The 16,985-nt window shown below is 49.0% G+C and carries 12 protein-coding genes; 11 read left to right on the top strand and 1 reads right to left on the bottom strand.

Going from position 1 to position 16,985, the window contains the following annotated elements; genetic code table 11:
- Nucleotides 1–351: 351 nt before the first annotated feature.
- The 11 genes from CIK98_RS08610 to CIK98_RS08565 all read left to right on the top strand — a co-directional run bounded on the left by CIK98_RS08610 (nucleotide 352) and on the right by CIK98_RS08565 (nucleotide 16,631).
- Nucleotides 352–1,689, top strand: coding sequence for a hypothetical protein (locus tag CIK98_RS08610; protein ID WP_094383833.1), 1,338 nt, complete (start codon nucleotides 352–354; stop codon nucleotides 1,687–1,689).
- A 190-nt stretch (nucleotides 1,690–1,879) separates the two neighbouring features.
- Nucleotides 1,880–4,144 (top strand): hypothetical protein, encoded by a 2,265-nt coding sequence (locus tag CIK98_RS18120; RefSeq protein ID WP_172409877.1) that lies wholly within the window; start codon nucleotides 1,880–1,882, stop codon nucleotides 4,142–4,144.
- A gap of 233 nt (nucleotides 4,145–4,377) precedes the next feature.
- Nucleotides 4,378–4,509 (top strand): hypothetical protein, encoded by a 132-nt coding sequence (locus CIK98_RS18930; RefSeq protein WP_256387765.1) that lies wholly within the window; start codon nucleotides 4,378–4,380, stop codon nucleotides 4,507–4,509.
- A 24-nt stretch (nucleotides 4,510–4,533) separates the two neighbouring features.
- Nucleotides 4,534–4,656, top strand: a complete 123-nt coding sequence (locus CIK98_RS18925; RefSeq protein ID WP_256387764.1) for a hypothetical protein — start codon at nucleotides 4,534–4,536, stop codon at nucleotides 4,654–4,656.
- Between the two features lie 1,172 nt (nucleotides 4,657–5,828).
- Nucleotides 5,829–6,545, top strand: a complete 717-nt coding sequence (locus tag CIK98_RS08595; protein WP_094383861.1) for an HAD family hydrolase — start codon at nucleotides 5,829–5,831, stop codon at nucleotides 6,543–6,545.
- A 94-nt stretch (nucleotides 6,546–6,639) separates the two neighbouring features.
- Nucleotides 6,640–7,968, top strand: coding sequence for an inositol-3-phosphate synthase (locus CIK98_RS08590; protein ID WP_094383830.1), 1,329 nt, complete (start codon nucleotides 6,640–6,642; stop codon nucleotides 7,966–7,968).
- Nucleotides 7,969–8,165: 197 nt separating this feature from the next.
- On the top strand, nucleotides 8,166–10,787 hold the full coding sequence (locus tag CIK98_RS08585; protein ID WP_094383829.1) for a DUF5686 and carboxypeptidase-like regulatory domain-containing protein: 2,622 nt from the start codon (nucleotides 8,166–8,168) through the stop codon (nucleotides 10,785–10,787).
- 55 nt (nucleotides 10,788–10,842) lie between these two features.
- Nucleotides 10,843–11,946, top strand: a complete 1,104-nt coding sequence (locus tag CIK98_RS08580; protein WP_094383828.1) for an Mrp/NBP35 family ATP-binding protein — start codon at nucleotides 10,843–10,845, stop codon at nucleotides 11,944–11,946.
- Nucleotides 11,943–12,578, top strand: coding sequence for a lactate utilization protein (locus CIK98_RS08575; protein WP_094383827.1), 636 nt, complete (start codon nucleotides 11,943–11,945; stop codon nucleotides 12,576–12,578). The genes CIK98_RS08580 and CIK98_RS08575 overlap by 4 nt, the downstream gene beginning before the upstream one ends.
- Nucleotides 12,578–14,584, top strand: coding sequence for a DNA topoisomerase 3 (locus CIK98_RS08570; protein WP_094383826.1), 2,007 nt, complete (start codon nucleotides 12,578–12,580; stop codon nucleotides 14,582–14,584). The genes CIK98_RS08575 and CIK98_RS08570 overlap by 1 nt, the downstream gene beginning before the upstream one ends.
- Before the next feature lie 64 nt (nucleotides 14,585–14,648).
- A complete protein-coding gene (locus CIK98_RS08565) occupies nucleotides 14,649–16,631 on the top strand; it encodes an OmpA family protein (RefSeq protein WP_094383825.1) in 1,983 nt (660 codons plus the stop codon).
- Here CIK98_RS08565 and CIK98_RS08560 read toward each other — a convergent pair.
- Nucleotides 16,606–16,980, bottom strand: a complete 375-nt coding sequence (locus CIK98_RS08560) for a DUF5056 domain-containing protein (protein WP_172409876.1) — start codon at nucleotides 16,978–16,980, stop codon at nucleotides 16,606–16,608. The genes CIK98_RS08565 and CIK98_RS08560 overlap by 26 nt on opposite strands.
- Nucleotides 16,981–16,985 lie beyond the last annotated feature (5 nt).

Genomic DNA, 16,985 nt, shown 5'->3' with positions numbered 1-16,985 from the left:
GGCGGTGGGCTGCGGATGTAAAGTGCCAGTAGGGGAACAATTGCGCGCCAATTGACGCGCAAAATTTCCTCAGTTGGGCGGCCGTTGCCGGAGGCTGAAACGTGACAGCGTGACAAGCGTGACAACGATTTTACGGCATACCCACGAGTTTGAAATTTTATTACTAAAATTATTCTATTATTATATATATATAAATATATATATAATAATAGACCTATTTCATAGACAACAGGGAGGCGAGGGAAATGCTTGTCACGCTTGTCACGCTGTCACGCTTTCCCTGTTTTTCCTTGGCTATTCCGATTTTATTTCTTACCTTTGCAGCAAAGAAGAAAAAAAGAACTTAAAGCTATGAGTGAGAGAATAATTATACCTATTGTGGGCATGCGCTATAGCGCTGTGTTTAAGGGCTTGACCAAGGACGAGGCGACCGAGAAGTCGGAAAGGCTTCTCGAAGGCATCTCGAAGGGAGAGCGTGTGGTGCTGATGGCTGAGAACGACAACCAGCACGACGCGCTGGCTGTGATTTCATACATGAAGGGCAACTTCTACGGAAGGGTAAAGGCGGCGATGAAAAACATCGTGCGCATGCTGATGAAAGATGAGCAGGTGGAGGCGAGGTATTTGTGCGGCAGCCATGTCACATACTTTGTGGAGATTGAGGTCGATGGGCCTTTGGAGCTGCAGTGGGAAAAGCTCTACTCAATGGACAACTGTCCGCTGAGCGACAAAATCGTAACATCCATGCCTCTCCACGAAAGGCGCATCGCTGCCGAGGAGAGCGAGTTCCGCAGACTGATTGCAGAAGTGAGAAGTGGTAACCTAGATTGCACGGAGGTTACCAAACTTCGTGAGGATTTCCTGAGTTGTGCCGAGCGCATGGTGGACAGTTTGGGTTTCTCGCTGTCGCGCGAGTCGGAGTTCACCATGAGTTTTGTAGCCACGTCGCTGATGATGCTTGTGGCAGACCCGGAGTCGAAAGAGTGGGGCGGTGAGAAACTGGAGCAGCTCGCGCATAAAGCCGAGCGGAAGTCTGCCGACTCCACACGCGACACTGGCGAAGCCATTTTCAACACTATGCTCGACAGTGCACTCAACGACACGGCAATGCTCGCAAGGTATGAGAGAGCAGTGGGATGCACAATCGCGGAAATGAAAGCCGCGCAAAAGAAGAAATGTGTAGCCGAGCTGAAAGACTGGCTGAAAAAGATGACTACCCTCTACGACCTCCTCACACCGCTTGAAAACAACAACATGGAGGACCTGGCAAAACAAATAAGGTATCTCGCCATTGCGCGTACCGATATATATAGCGTGATGGCGGTCATTGCCTTGGTGAAGAAATTGGAGGAGAAGAAGAAGAATGTGAGGAAGAAAAAGAAAAGAAACACTCATAAGAAATCCCTTTTCAAGGGCATGAGCGAGGAGCAGAAAGCGGAATTGAAAAGTAAATTTAAGGAGAAGGTTGACAAGGAGAAGATAGAGTATGTTCTCGATTGCGTTAAAGAAAACCCGCTTGTTATTGCAGCCTTAAAGTATATCAACAACGATTGCCAGCAGAAGGGCAAGTATTATGCAACTGAGGTAGTGCCATTCATAATGGAGGCATTGAACATTAAGAAGGAGGACATTGGATTGGAACTAAAATCTATTTCAAATGGTATAAGTCCTATAAAAGACGATTATTAAAGAGCTGCATGATTCCCGCCGCCACACCCCCAGTCCCTACACTAAAAACAGCATATTTTCAGCATATTTTAATAGCATATAAAAGCATATTATTAGCATAAAAGCATACGAGGAAAAGCAGAAAAAAGATAGTAACTTTGCGGCAGAAACCAGCGAATAGTTCGCTCGGTAATTTATAAAAATTAAATTTATGTCAGCATTTAACATTAAATTTTCGCAAGGTCACAAGACGATGCACCTTGTTAAGAGCCGCGAAGAATACATTCGCCTGAGAAATAGTAGCAAGCAGATTGCCTTAGTGGCAGAAGCCAGAAAGGGCAACAGTGACGCCAAGAGCAAACTTGAGCAGATGAACTACTCCTGTCTGCCCGCAGAGGGAGGACTGCTCAAGGGAGCTAAGGAGCAGTCGAACTCGGTGGGAATGGACATCGACTTCAAGCTCGATCCCAATAGTGCCGAATACAAACAGCTGATGGAAGAACTGCCAAAGAAGGTGATCGCCCTAAAGGACGAGCTCGGCCTCTTGATGCTCGAGCGTTCCGTCACAAAGGGATTCCACGTAGTGTTCAGGCGAAACTACAACATGAGCCAGGTAGAGAACCTTAAGTGGGCAAGCAAGCTCATCGGAGTGGATTATGACGATCGCGCAAAGGACATCACTCGCGTGTTCTATACTACTACTGCAAGCGAAGAGGACCTGCTCTCCCCCGACGCCGCCCTCTCCACCCCCGCTCCCGCCGCTGCCGCAGCCGCTTCCGCTCCTTCCGCTTCCTCCGTTCCCTCCGCCTCCTTTCCTTCCCAGCCCCCGTGCAGCGGGGTTAAACCCGCTGTCTCCCCCTGTTCCCTCTCCCAGCCTCAAGCCGGCGAAGGCTACCTTGGCTTCACATGGCAGCAAATCATAGCCAAGTATTTCGACCTCTTTAATAACGGCAAGGAGCCCAAGGCCGGAAACCGAAACACGCTCACCTTCGAGCTGGCACAGGCACTGAGCCCGCTGGTGGACTACAACCTCGACAGCCTCCTCGCCATCGTCCCCCGATACGACTCCCTGCCCGAGCAGGAATGGCGCACGACACTGGCCAGCGCAGCCCAGCACCGCTGGAAAACCATGCCGCGCCGCACCCGACAAGTGCTGCAGGCACTGAAGGACGAGGCGCTGAAAAACCTTCTCGGTGGCTCGCCGCTACTCCCGCCCGACATGCCAAAGAAGCTCCCTCCGGTGCTGAAACTGCTCACGGGCAAGGTGCCGCAGCCTTACAAGCCCTGCGTGGCAGAAGGCGTCTTTCCCGCTCTCGCAGCTCACCTCCACGGAGTGAAGTTCCGCTACATCGACAATTCAGAGCGCGAGGCTGCCATCATGTGTCTGCTCATAGCCCAGATGGCGACAGGAAAAAGCAGCGTCAACATGCCTATAAAGAGAATTATGGCTGACATCGACGAGCGAGACAAAATCAGCATGGAAATGGATAACGAGTGGAAACAGAAAAATCCATCCTCGAAAAGCAGTCCACGAGACCCTCGCCCAAAGGAAATCTGCATACAGAACTTGAGCGACAACCTCACCGACGCCTGCTTCAACCAGCGTGTGTTCGACGCTGAACGCAACGGACACCGCTACCTCTTCCTCAAGACCGACGAGCTCAACTCGATGCTGAGGGTCACATCGAGGGGCAACATGCAGCAGCTGTCGCTATTGATAAGAAACGCATTCGACAATGCTGAGCACGGACAGGAACGCGTCGGAACGGACTCCATTACAGGAAAGGCGCCTCTGCGCTTCAACTTCCACACCTCCACAACACCATCGGTAGCCAGGAAATTGCTCAAAAGCGCCTTGATAGACGGAACCCTCTCGCGACTCTCTGTCTCCTCCATAGAAAAAGAGCAGACTGACGGAATGATACCCAAGTATGGCATCTACGACGACAAGTTCGACGCCGACCTGAAACCCTTCATCGACACGCTGAACCGTGCCAATGGTTACTACGAGTGCAAGCAGCTCAACAGGCTGATAGAAGGGCTGGTGATGGATTGCAAGGACAAGGCGGTGCAGTACGATTCCGAAGGATATGAGATTCTTTCCCGACGTGCCTGTGTCATCGCCTTCTCAAAGGGAATGGTGCTATACATTCTCAACGGGAAGCGATGGTCGAGGGAGATTGCCGACTATGTGGACTGGTCGCTGCGCTACGACATGTGGTGCAAGATGAAACATTTCGGGGAAATGTTGGAGGAAGAGCTCGACAACGAAAAACAGGCACTGAACAGCGGCATGGTGAACCTCTACGACCTCTTGCCCGACACCTTCACCTTGGAGGAATACCAAAGGGTGAGAATGACGCTGGGGAAGACGTCGGACGGGAATGCCACTCTGAGGAAGTGGAAACAACGCCGTCAAGTGGAGTTCGACGAGATTGCCAACGCGTATGTGAAGACGAAGCGCAGCGCCGCTTAGCCGTTGCCGATGGATAATAAACTTGGGAAACATCAGAATGTGACAAGCGTGACAGCGTGACAGCGTGACAGCCTTTTTTCCCTATCCATTCAGCCAAAAAGGGGAAAAAGGTTGTTTTTCACGATTTGACCAACATTTTTCCCGTTTTGTCTCTTGGGTTTCAGAAAAAAGTCGTAAATTTGCGGCATAAAACAACAAATAAACATTTATAAACAATTTAAAACTTTACGAATATGGAAGAAGAAAAGAAAAAAATTGAGCAAGAGCAGCAGCTCGAAGAGGCTAACGGTGGCACAGGTCCAATAATATACACAAATAGCAAATATGGAGTAGTGCGCACAAAGAGAAGATTTGGAGAAAAATAAACATTGATTTAAACGATTACAATTATGGAAGAAGAAAAGAAAAAAATTGAGCAAGAGCAGCAGCTCGAAGAGGCTAACGGTGGGCACAGGTTGCCGCCTGATGAAGAATTTTGGGTGAAAAATAATCCACTTAACTACACGAAATAAAAACATCTACAATTATGGAAAAGAAAGAAGAAAAGAAAAAGAAGGCTCTCGAGGAGGAAATGCTCGACGAAGTGAATGGCGGAAGACCATTTTTGGTAATTTTACCCGATAAGCCCTCGTGAAAGCATAACGAGACCCGAATGTAGGGGCGGACCAATGTGTCCTCCCTTGCTGCTTTATGCGGTGAGAATGTGAGCCTTTGTGTTCCTTTTTGCCATACGATAGTAAAAATATGCATATTTATTGTCTTAATATACTTATTGAAAAATAAAATTGGTTAAAAAGTTTTTCAGTTTCAGATATATTTCATACCTTTGCGGTGCTAAAAAAAGAAAGTAGTATTACGATATATGATACTTGCTATAAGCAGGGCGATGAAATATTCGCCAAACTGCGTGGCTAAAGATGCCGCGATACTCAACTGCTTGTGCAAAGAACTGATGCACTACGGTTACGACATTGATTCGACAGACGAAACGAGTCTGCGGCTCAATGCAAAAAAACGTGTATATATATCAATGGCCAGAACCGACGAGGCACTCGACTTGCTCAACCTCGCCTCTGAGCGTGGCGCAATTGTGATGAACGACCCACATGCCGTCGTGCTCTGCAAAAACAGAAGGCTGCTGATGGAAAGGCTGAAGCTGGCCGGACTTTGCGTGGCCGAGGAATGTGACGACAACGAAACTGCCGCCAACGGATACTGGATAAAGAAAAACCGAGGATACTCTGAACAGGAAAACGACGTGAGCTACGCACGCAACGACGAAGAGAGAATCATGGCCGTGGAGCAATTGAAGAAAAGGGGGATAACAGACGTGACCGTGACCCCGCATGTGGTGGGCGACCTCGTGAAATTCTACGGCGTGGCTGGCACCGACTTCTTCCGCACGTTCTACCCAGGCGACGACCATCAGTATAAGTTTGCACAAGAAAAAGTGAACGGGAGACCGCAGCACTTCCCGTTCGACAAAGACGCCTTGCAGAGAAACATTGACGCTGCCGCAAGGCAGATAGGCCTCGACTTCTATGGAGGCGACGTGGTGATAGACAAGCAAGGGAAGGCCACTGTGATAGACTTCAACGACTGGCCAAGCTTTTCGAGATGCAGGGAAGAGGCTGCAAGGGCAATGGCGCTCGCCGTTGTGAGACGAATAAAGCAGAAAGGAAAAATGCCACTGCTGCCGCTCGGCTCTCACGCAGGCGTGCGCGCAATCATATTTGATTATGGTGGCACGCTCGACACCGGAGGCACTCACTGGGGAAAGCAACTTTGGCACGCTTACCAGAGGCAACAGGTGCCTGTGGACGAACAGCTCTTCCGCGAGGCTTACGTACATGCCGAACGCACCCTCGGGAAAAACCCAATAATAAAACCAGACTTCACCTTCCGCAAAACGCTGGAGACAAAGGTTGACATAGAACTAAAATATATAGAGGAACGAGTAGAGGGATTTTGCGCCAAGCAGTGGCTGAAACCAATAGTGGACGATCTCTATGCCGAAACCCTCAGCCACACTCGACGGAGCAGAGAGGTGCTCGAACTGCTGGCACAGAAAATGCCAATGGTGCTGGTGAGCAACTTCTACGGCAATGTGGCTACAGTGCTGAAGGAAATGAACCTCGACCATATCTTCAAGCAGGTCATAGAGTCGGCTGTGGTGGGAGTGAGAAAACCCGACCCACGCATCTTCACGCTCGGAGTGGAAGCACTCGAACTGAAACCTGAAGAGGTGGTGGTGGTAGGCGACAGCTACGACAAAGACATACTGCCGGCAAAAGCCGCCGGATGCCACACCGTGTGGTTTGTGGGAGAAGGATGGAACGACGGCCTGCCAGACGGCGACGAGGCCGACGTGGTGATAACATCGCTAAGGGAACTGGAGTGAACTAATAAGGAGTTAAGATTAGGAGTTAACTCCCCATCATAACTCCCCAAAGAAATAAGAGAAAAGTATTTATACAAAAAAAATAATTGACGTAATGAAGCAATCTAATGTTAAGCCAGCAGATGGCAAATTAGGAATTATGGTTGTAGGCTGCGGAGCAGTGGCTACAACATTTATGACAGGTGTGTTCATGGCTCGTCGTGGCTTGGCAAAACCTGTAGGTTCAATGACTCAGTACGACAAAATCCGTATCGGACGTGGAGAAGACAAGAAATATCTCCACTACAGCGACATCGTGCCAATGGCAAAACTCGACGACATCGTCTTTGGCTCATGGGACGTTTATCCACAGAACGCCTACCAGGCTGCCATGTATGCCGAGGTGCTCAAGGAGAAGGACATCAACCCAGTGAAGGACGAGCTGGAGGCTATCAAGCCAATGAAGGCTGCCTTCGACAAGAACTACGCAAAGCGTCTCGACGGCGACAACGTGAAGGACTGCAAGACACGATGGGAAATGGTGGAAGCCCTGCGCCAGGACATCCGCGACTTCAAGGCTGCCAACGGCTGCTCACGCATCGTTGTGCTCTGGGCTGCAAGTACCGAAATCTACGTGCCTGTTGACGAGAAGGTTCACTACCACCTCGCCGACCTCGAGGCTGCCATGAAGGCTGACGACCGCGAGCACGTGGCTCCTTCAATGTGCTACGCCTACGCTGCCCTCACCGAAGGCGCACCATTCATCATGGGAGCTCCTAACACCACTGTCGATATCCCTGCAATGTGGGAACTCGCCGAGAAGACAAAGCTGCCTATCGCAGGCAAGGACTTCAAGACAGGTCAGACACTGGTGAAGAGCGGTTTCTCGCCAATCATCGGCACCCGCTGCCTCGGTCTCTCTGGATGGTTCTCAACAAACATCCTTGGCAACCGCGACGGACTCGTGCTCGACGAGCCAGCCAACTTCCACACCAAGGAGGTGAGCAAGCTCTCAACACTGGAGACAATCCTCAAGCCCGACGTGCAGCCCGACCTCTACGGCCACGGCAACGACGAGGACACACAGTACTACCACAAGGTGCGCATTAACTACTATCCTCCACGCAACGACAACAAGGAAGGATGGGACAACATCGACATCTTCGGCTGGATGGGCTACCCGATGCAGATAAAGATCAACTTCCTCTGCCGCGACTCTATCCTCGCCGCTCCGCTCTGTCTCGACCTCTGCTTGCTGAGCGACCTTGCCGCACGTGCCGGACGCTACGGCATCCAGCGCTTCCTCAGCTTCTTCCTCAAAGCCCCAATGCACGACTACACACAGGGCGAAGAGGCTGTCAACCACCTCTACCAGCAGTACACCATGCTGAAAAACGCTATCCGCGAAATGGGTGGCTACGAGGCTGACGAAGAGATTGACTAAAATAAATGAAGAATCTTTAAAATGAAGAATGAAGAGTGAAGAGTGAAGAATAAGATAAACGCGGATTACGCATTCATTGACTTCTTTTATTGCTGGCTACATCTCAGCATAACTCAAGTGAACTTGATTCTGCTTCGGTTTGCGCAGCCATTCTTCATTCTTCATTCTTCATTTAAAAACATTCTTCGCTTAAATAAATGAATACATTCAGAATAACATTTTTTGCCATCATTCTCCTGTTTAACGCTCTACAGACAAAGGCGCAGCAGTTGACTGGATATATAATCGACGAACAGAACGGCGACTCTATACCTTATGCAAGCGCCATCTATCGTGGACATGGAGTTGCCGTGGCTTCTAATATCAACGGACAGTTCCGCATAGCAAGACACAACGGCTGGGTGCTCACATTCAGCGCAATAGGTTATGTGTCAAAATCTATAACCATTAATTCTAATACAAAAAACAACTTCAACGTAAAACTTAAACCTGACACCAAAACTCTTAAGGAAGTTACCATCAAATCTAAAAAAACAAGATACAGCAGGAAAAACAATCCTGCCGTGGAACTCATGAAAAAGGTCATTGCAGCAAAAAAGCAAACTGACCTCGACAATCGTGACTTTTATCAATATAACAAATACCAAAAACTTACATTAGCACTCAACGAAATTACCCCCGAAAGACTTCAGGAAGGTAACCTGAAAAACAAAAAATGGTTTACTGACCAAGTCGAGAAATGCGAATATACCAACAAGCTTATTCTGCCAGTATCGGTGGACGAAACCGTTACGCAGAAAATTTACAGAAAAACCCCACATAGCGAGAAAAACATCGTTAAGGGGCAAAACTCAAGCGGGGTGAACGAACTATTCCAAACCGGTGACATCCTCTCCACGACACTGAAAGACGTCTTCACCGACGTCAACATCTACGACGACCAGGTAAGGCTACTACAGTATCCTTTCACCTCTCCAATAGGAAAGGATGCGATAGGATTCTACAGATACTACATCATGGACACGCTCTATGTAGACCGAGACAAGTGCATCCATCTACATTTCATGCCAAACAACCAGCAGGACTTCGGATTCCGTGGCGACATATACATACTTGCCGACTCGTCGTATCAGGTGAAGCGCTGTGAGCTCACCATACCGAAAAGAAGCGACGTGAACTTCGTGGAAAACCTACAGGTGAAACAGGAGTTTACCATGCTGCCCGACAGCTCTTGGGTGCTTTCAGTGGACGACATGATAGCCGAGATAAAACTCGCCAACTGGATACAAAAGTGTGTGATAATAAGAAACACACGACTCACCGACTATGCCTTCGACGAGCTGCCCAAGCAGCTCTTCAAGGGAAAGGCTAAGGACGTGAAGGAGGCTGACGCCATGATGCGCGACGAGGCCTTCTGGAACCAGTATCGACAAGTATCGCTCACCAAGAGTGAAAGCAGCATGGACGCTTTCGTGCATAATCTTGAACAGATAAAGGGTTTTAAATACATCATATTCGGTCTTAAGGCCTTGATAGAAAACTTTGTGGAAACGGGCAATCCAAGCAAAGTGGACATCGGACCTATCAACACCATGCTTACAAGCAATCCCGTTGACGGACTTCGCACTCGTATTTCTGCCCAGACAACGGCGAAGCTGAACCCAAACTGGTTTGCGTCAGGATATTTCGCACGTGGATGGGACAGCAAGAAAAATTACTATAAGGCAGACCTTACATATTCCTTCAACAAGAAGGAGTATCTGCCGCGCGAGTTCCCCAAGCGCACGCTCACAGTGTCATCTACATACGACATTATGGCTCCTTCCGACAAGTTCATGAAAACCGACAAGGACAACGTCTTCACCTCGTTCAAGTGGAGCAAGGTAGACAAGATGATGTTCTACAACCGACAGGAGATAACCTTCGAACGCGAGGAAGACTGGGGATTCAAGACCACCATCGGCTTCAAGACAGAGGAGAATGAAGGTGCCAGCGACCTATACTTCATTCCGATGCGCCAATATACTGCCGCACAGAACGTACCTCCGCAAACCCATGCCACCGATGCTGCTCCAGAAGGACTGACACCGGAAGCAATGAGAGGACTGTCGGCAAAGTTCCGCACTTCGCAGTTCCATGTGGAATTGCGCTTCGCACCAGGCGAGACATTCATCAACACCAAGCAGCGACGACTGAAGATAAATCTCGACGCACCAGTGTTTACCATTGGTCATACACTCGGAGTGAAAGGCTTCCTCGGCGGCGACTATCGCTACAACTTCACTGAAGCCTCCATCTACAAGCGCTTCTGGATGAACTCATGGGGAAAGATAGACTGCTACCTCAAGGGAGGAATACAGTGGAACCAAGTGCCTTACCCTCTGCTCATCATGCCAGAGACCAACCTCAGCTACATCATTCAGGACGAGACCTTCGAACTCATCGACAATATGGAGTTCCTCAACGACCGCTTTGCCTCGCTCTACGTGTCGTGGGACTTCAACGGCAAGATATTCAACCGAATACCATTGCTGAAGAAACTCAAGTGGCGCGAGTACATTGGCTTCCGTTGCCTGTGGGGAGAACTGACAGACAAGAACAACCCGTTCCTCGAGCAGAACGCCCAAAGCGACATCCTTATGATGTTCCCCAACGGATGCCGTGTGATGGACCCGAAGGAGCCATACTACGAGCTCTCTCTCGGCATCCACAACATCTTCAAGCTCATACATGTGGAATACGTACGCCGACTCAACTATAACGACTATCCTGGAGTACACAAGGATGGAATACGATTTATGGTGAGAATGACGTTTTAAGAAAAATTAAAGAATTAAAAAATTAAAGGATTAAAAAATTAAAGGATTAAAGGGGATGACAATATATCCAAAACTCATAATGGATGCACTGGCAACAGTGACTTATCCAGGCACAAAGAAGAATCTCGTGGAGAGTGGCATGATAGCCGACACTCCGAGTATCAACGGAATGAAGGTGAAAGTGGTGTTGGAGTTTCCACGCGATACCGACCCATTCCTCAAATCCACGGTAAAGGCAGCCGAGGCAGCCATACACTACCATGTCTCGAAAGATGTGGAAGTGGAGATAACGACAGAATTTAAGTCGAAACCACGACCCGAAGTAGGAAAAATGCTACCCGAGGTGAAAAACATCATTGCCGTGAGCTCTGGCAAAGGTGGAGTGGGGAAGAGCACCGTGGCTGCCAACCTCGCCATCTCGCTCGCAAGACTCGGCTACAAGGTAGGACTGCTCGACACCGACATCTTCGGACCTTCCATGCCAAAGATGTTTAACGTGGAAGACGCAAGACCTTATGCAGTGGAGAAAGACGGACGAAAACTCATCGAACCCGTGGAACAATATGGTGTGAAACTGCTCAGCATAGGATTTTTCGTCAATCCCGACACTGCCACACTATGGCGAGGCGGAATGGCTACCAACGCACTGAAGCAGCTTATTGCCGACGCCGACTGGGGCGAACTCGACTACTTCGTGCTCGACACTCCTCCTGGCACAAGCGATATACATCTCACTCTGCTTCAGACACTTGCCATTACAGGAGCCGTGATAGTAAGCACACCTCAGCAAGTGGCTCTGGCTGACGCAAGAAAGGGTATTGACATGTACAGAAACGAAAAGGTCAACGTGCCTATTCTCGGACTCGTGGAAAACATGGCATGGTTTACTCCCGCAGAACTACCCGAAAACAAATACTACATCTTCGGAAAAGAAGGCTGCAAGAAACTGGCTGAGGAAATGCACACACCACTACTCGCCCAGATTCCTCTCGTGCAAGGCATTTGTGACAGTGGTGACAACGGGACACCTGCAGCTCTCGACATCGAGTCGCCCATGGCGCAGGCTTTCATTAACCTCGCTCAGGCTGTGGTGACCGTAGTGAACAAACGTAACAGAGAAATGGAACCAACTAAAATCGTAGGAGTGAAAAAACAATGACACCAACAGAAATAAGAAACGAAAAACTTGCAGCCAAGATAATAAAGAATCTTGAGCGAAGACATATCAAGGGATATTACTGTCCAACGGCAAAAGAGGCTGTAGAACTCGTGTCAAACCTCATTGAAGACGGAAGCTCTGTAACATGGGGAGGATCTATGACCATTCGCGACATGGGCATTCCTGCCGCTCTCCACGCAAGACAGTCGCTCACCGTTTATGACCGCGACCTTGCTGCCGACCGCGAGGAAGCTCAGCAGATATACCTCAAGGCCTTCTCGTCAGACTATTACCTCTCAAGCATCAACGCCCTGAGCGAAGACGGACAGATAGTTAACGTCGATGGTACTGGCAACCGAGTGGCTGCCATCACATTCGGACCGAAAAACGTGATTTTCGTAGTTGGTGTGAACAAGGTGACACAAGACGTGGACTCGGCTCTGAAACGAGCTCGATCAACAGCTGGACCTATCAACACTGCCCGATTTGACATTGAGACTCCTTGCAAAATAGACGGAGTATGCCATAACTGCAACTCTGCCGACTGCATCTGCAACTACATCCACATACTAAGAAACTCGCCTCGCGGGAAACACCAAGTGGTGATAGTGGGTGAAAATCTCGGCTACTGATGATTGTTTGCATTGCTGAGAAACCGAGCGTGGCAAGGGAAATAGCACGCATCATTGGAGCCACAGCTGCCAAAAACGGATATATGGAAGGCAACGGATACCAGGTGACATGGACTTACGGTCACCTCTGTACGTTGAAGGAACCGCATGACTATACCGAAGCATGGAAGACGTGGAGCCTCAGCCGACTGCCCATGATTCCACAACGATTCGGCATAAAACTCATACATGCTGAACATATTGAAAAGCAGTTTGCCGTGGTGCAACAACTCATGCTGAAGGCTGACTCCATAATCAACTGTGGCGACGCTGGACAAGAGGGTGAACTCATTCAGCGATGGGTGATGCAGAAGACGGGAGCAAAATGTCCGGTGAAGAGACTTTGGATTTCGTCGATGACAGATGAGGCCATTGCTGAGGGATTCCAGCAACTGAAAGACCAAGACGAGTACCAGTCGTTGTATCTTGCAGGAGTGAGCCGAGCCATTGGCGACTGGCTGCTCGGTATGAACGCCACAAGGCTATACACCTTGAAATATGCCCAGAACCACCAGGTGCTAAGCATCGGTCGTGTGCAGACTCCGACTCTTGCACTCATCGTAAACCGCCAGAAGGAGATTGAGCAGTTTAAGCCTGAGGCCTATTGGATTCTCTCGACTACATATCGCGACACTGTGTTCCAGTCAACGAAAGGAAAGTTCACGAAAAAGGAGGATGGCGAGAAATTTCTTGAGACAATCAGTGGTAAGCCGTTCACTGTCACCGATATACAGAAGAAGAATGGAGTGGAACAACCGCCCCAGCTCTACGACCTCACCTCGCTTCAGGTGGACTGCAACAAGAAATACTCAATGAGTGCCGAAATGACGCTCAATACCATACAAGGGCTTTACGAGAAGAAACTTACCACCTATCCGCGTGTGGACACTCAGTATCTCAGCGACGACATCTATCCAAAGTGCCCGCAAACTCTTCAGGGACTAATGGGCAACTATAGCCAGCTGCTCATGCCTCTTCAGGGAAAGACGCTTAAGAAGTCGAAGCGAGTGTTCGACTCGTCGAAGGTGACTGACCACCATGCCATCATTCCTACAGGAGTGCCGGCAAGAAACCTTACCGACATGGAGCGTCACGTCTACGACCTCATTGCCCGACGATTCATTGCTGTGTTTTATCCAGACTGCAAGTTCGCCACGACCACGGTGATGGGACGTGTGGAGGACATCGACTTCAAAGTGTCGGGAAAAACCATTCTCGACGAGGGATGGAGGGCGGTATACAAGAAGACAGCTGAGACCGAGACCGCCGAACAACCAGACAGCGAGGAGCGCACCTTGCCTCCATTCGTGAAGGGAGAGAGCGGAGAACACATACCTTCGCTCACCGAGAAATGGACCACACCGCCAAAGTTCTATACCGAAGCAACACTTCTTAGGGCCATGGAGACTGCGGGAAAGTTTGTGGAGGACGAACAACTGCGTGCTGCACTGAAGGAAAACGGAATCGGAAGACCATCTTCGCGTGCCTCTATCATCGAGACCTTATTTAAAAGAAGGTATATAAAGCGTGAAAGGAAAAACCTCATAGCCACTCCTACAGGCATTGAACTTATCGACACCATAAAGGAAGAACTGCTGAAAAGCTGTGAGCTGACTGGCATTTGGGAAAAAAAACTTCGCGACATAGAAGCCAAGAAGTATGATCCAGCTCAGTTTATTGAGGAACTGAAAGTACAGATAACACAAATAGTTCACGACGTGCTGGCCGACAATAGCAATCGTCATGTCACAACACTCACCGACGAGGACATGAAGAAAAAAATGGCTCCAAAGGTGGCTCAGGCCCCAAAGACCGCTCCAACGCCAAAGCCGCAACAACCTGTGAAAGACGAGATTGTGGGCAAACCCTGTCCTCTCTGCGGAAAAGGTCATCTCATAAAGGGAAATACCGCCTATGGATGCAGCAGATGGAAAGAAGGATGCACGTATAGACAGGCTTTTAATTAAAAAATTAAAGAATTAAAAAATTAAAAATTAAAAAATAAAGAAAGGTCAGGCATAGACGAAGTCGATGAAGAATTATTATGGGTATATACTTGTTTGGGTACTTGTTTGGACTCTCGCATCGTGTGGAGCCGACGCCTATATGAAGAAAGGCGACCAGTACCTCGCCATCGGAGAATACTTCGATGCGGCTGAACAGTATAAAAAAGCTTATACCAACACTCCCACAAAAGAAAGGACAACAAGAGGACAAAGAGCGAAGAAACTTGCTGAGTGCTACAGACGTATCAACTTCTCACAAAAAGCCATTGCCGCCTACAACAACGTGATAAGATACAACCAGGCTGACTCGCTCACACACTTGCGACTCGCCCAGCAACTCATGAAAACTGGCAACTACCGACAGGCTGAAAAGGCCTTCGCCATTGCTGCCGACAGCCTGCCACAATCAAAAATCGTGAAAAACGGACTTCTATCTGCAAAAAATGCCACACAATGGAAAAAGGAAGGCTCGGCATATACAGTGAAACGGGAAAACGTGTTTGCATCAAGAAGGGCAGACTATTCGCCAATGCTTGCAGGAGATGACAACGACCGACTGTATTTCACATCGACAAGACCTTCGACCAAGGGTGACGAACTTAGCGGCATAACAGGAACAAAGACTGCCGACATCTTCTTTTCGCAAAAAGACGAAAAAGGGAAATGGACCAAGCCGCAAAATATAGACACTGAACTTAATAGCGACTACGACGAGGGAGCATGTTCGTTTTCACCCGACGGACGAACCATGTATCTCACACAATGCAAGAGCGACCCTTCTTACCCTCGTTATGCCACCATCTGCACTTCACAACGCAACGACGCCTCTTGGGGAAAGTCGACGGTACTTACCATTTCTAAAGACACACTCTCAAGCTTTGCTCATCCGGCCGTGTCGCCCGACGGTCAGTGGCTCTATTTCTCTTCTGACATGCCTGGTGGATATGGAGGTCTCGACATCTGGAAGATTCGCTTAGGGAAAGACGGGGTGGTAGGTGGTGTGGAAAACCTCGGCAATAAGATTAACACTGAAGGCGACGAGATGTTTCCTACATTCAGACCAAATGGAGATCTATACTTCTCTTCCAACGGACATCCAGGAATGGGAGGACTCGACATCTTCATTGCCAAGACTGACACCATGGGCAACGGATATGTGATTGAACACCCAGGATATCCGCTCAACTCAGAGGCCGACGACTTCGGAATGACATTCGAAGGACTGAAAAACCAAGGCTTCTTCTCGTCAAACAGAGGCGATGCCCGTGGATGGGACCACATCTTCAGTTTCTATAATCCAGAAATAGTGCAGACCGTGACGGGATGGGTATACGAAAAAGATGGATATGAACTGCCTGCAGCTTTGGTTTACATGGTGGGCAACGACGGAACCAACCTCAAACTCAACGTTAAGGGCGACGGCTCGTTTACCCAGCAGATAAAGCCTAACGTGGACTATGTGTTTCTCGGCACATGCAAGGGATACCTCAATCATCAGCAACAGCTGAGAGTGGAACCTGCAAGCGAGTCGTGCGACACAGTACTGCAGTTTCCGTTGGCCTCGATCATGGCTCCAGTTCTCATCGACAACATTTTCTACGATTTTGACCGTGCCACATTGCGTCCAGAGTCGAAGACATCGCTCGACGAGCTTGTAAAACTGCTTAACGAGAATCCAAACATCACTATCGAACTGAGTGCCCATTGCGACTATAAAGGTTCGGCTGCCTACAACAAGCAGTTGTCGCAACGAAGGGCAGAGTCGGTGGTTAACTATCTGATAGAAAAAGGAATAGCCCGCGAAAGACTTACTCCCGTGGGCTATGGTAAGGAAAAACCAAAGACAATAAAGAAGAAGGTTGCCGAGCGTTATGAGTTCCTGAAAGCCGACGATGTGCTTTCTGAAGAGTTTATCAGGCAACTGAAACCGGAGGAGCAGGAGATATGCAACCAGCTTAACCGTCGCACGGAATTCCGCGTGCTCAGAACAACCTATAAGATGTTCTGAAAAGATACACTGTGCCAACTACCACCGCCAACGGCAGTATCATCAACCAGAAGAGCAGATAGGTATAGTCGAAGGTATGGGCTGTGGCTATTAGTGTAGCCAGCAGGTCGTAGGCTATGTTCCAGCCTTTCATCAAGAAGAAGAGTGCTATGGTGGCTATGATGAAGATGATGTTCCATGTAGTGGCCCATTTCCTCAGCTTTCTTATCGCCTTGTTTTCAACGCGTCGGCCTTCGGGCAAGGCGTTGATTACTTGTTCAGTAAATCCATGGTCGGAAATCTGAACTTCTGCCGCTTCCTTGAAGAAGTGCTCAAGCATTATGTCTTTTTCGTCTTTCATTTTCTTCATTGTCT

Source organism: Prevotella sp. P2-180, from assembly GCF_002251435.1.
Classification (GTDB): domain Bacteria; phylum Bacteroidota; class Bacteroidia; order Bacteroidales; family Bacteroidaceae; genus Prevotella.
The sequence above is the reverse complement of the archived record's forward strand: the minus strand, read 5'-3'. Positions and strand labels throughout refer to the sequence as shown.

Coding starts and splice junctions, on each gene's coding strand:
- CIK98_RS08595 (WP_094383861.1), top strand. CDS start 5,829: ATGCCACTGCTGCCGCTCGGCTCTCACGCAGGCGTGCGCGCAATCATA.
- CIK98_RS08570 (WP_094383826.1), top strand. CDS start 12,578: ATGATTGTTTGCATTGCTGAGAAACCGAGCGTGGCAAGGGAAATAGCA.
- CIK98_RS08575 (WP_094383827.1), top strand. CDS start 11,943: ATGACACCAACAGAAATAAGAAACGAAAAACTTGCAGCCAAGATAATA.
- CIK98_RS08610 (WP_094383833.1), top strand. CDS start 352: ATGAGTGAGAGAATAATTATACCTATTGTGGGCATGCGCTATAGCGCT.
- CIK98_RS08560 (WP_172409876.1), bottom strand. CDS start 16,980: ATGAAGAAAATGAAAGACGAAAAAGACATAATGCTTGAGCACTTCTTC.
- CIK98_RS08580 (WP_094383828.1), top strand. CDS start 10,843: ATGACAATATATCCAAAACTCATAATGGATGCACTGGCAACAGTGACT.
- CIK98_RS08590 (WP_094383830.1), top strand. CDS start 6,640: ATGAAGCAATCTAATGTTAAGCCAGCAGATGGCAAATTAGGAATTATG.
- CIK98_RS18120 (WP_172409877.1), top strand. CDS start 1,880: ATGTCAGCATTTAACATTAAATTTTCGCAAGGTCACAAGACGATGCAC.
- CIK98_RS18930 (WP_256387765.1), top strand. CDS start 4,378: ATGGAAGAAGAAAAGAAAAAAATTGAGCAAGAGCAGCAGCTCGAAGAG.
- CIK98_RS18925 (WP_256387764.1), top strand. CDS start 4,534: ATGGAAGAAGAAAAGAAAAAAATTGAGCAAGAGCAGCAGCTCGAAGAG.
- CIK98_RS08585 (WP_094383829.1), top strand. CDS start 8,166: ATGAATACATTCAGAATAACATTTTTTGCCATCATTCTCCTGTTTAAC.
- CIK98_RS08565 (WP_094383825.1), top strand. CDS start 14,649: ATGAAGAATTATTATGGGTATATACTTGTTTGGGTACTTGTTTGGACT.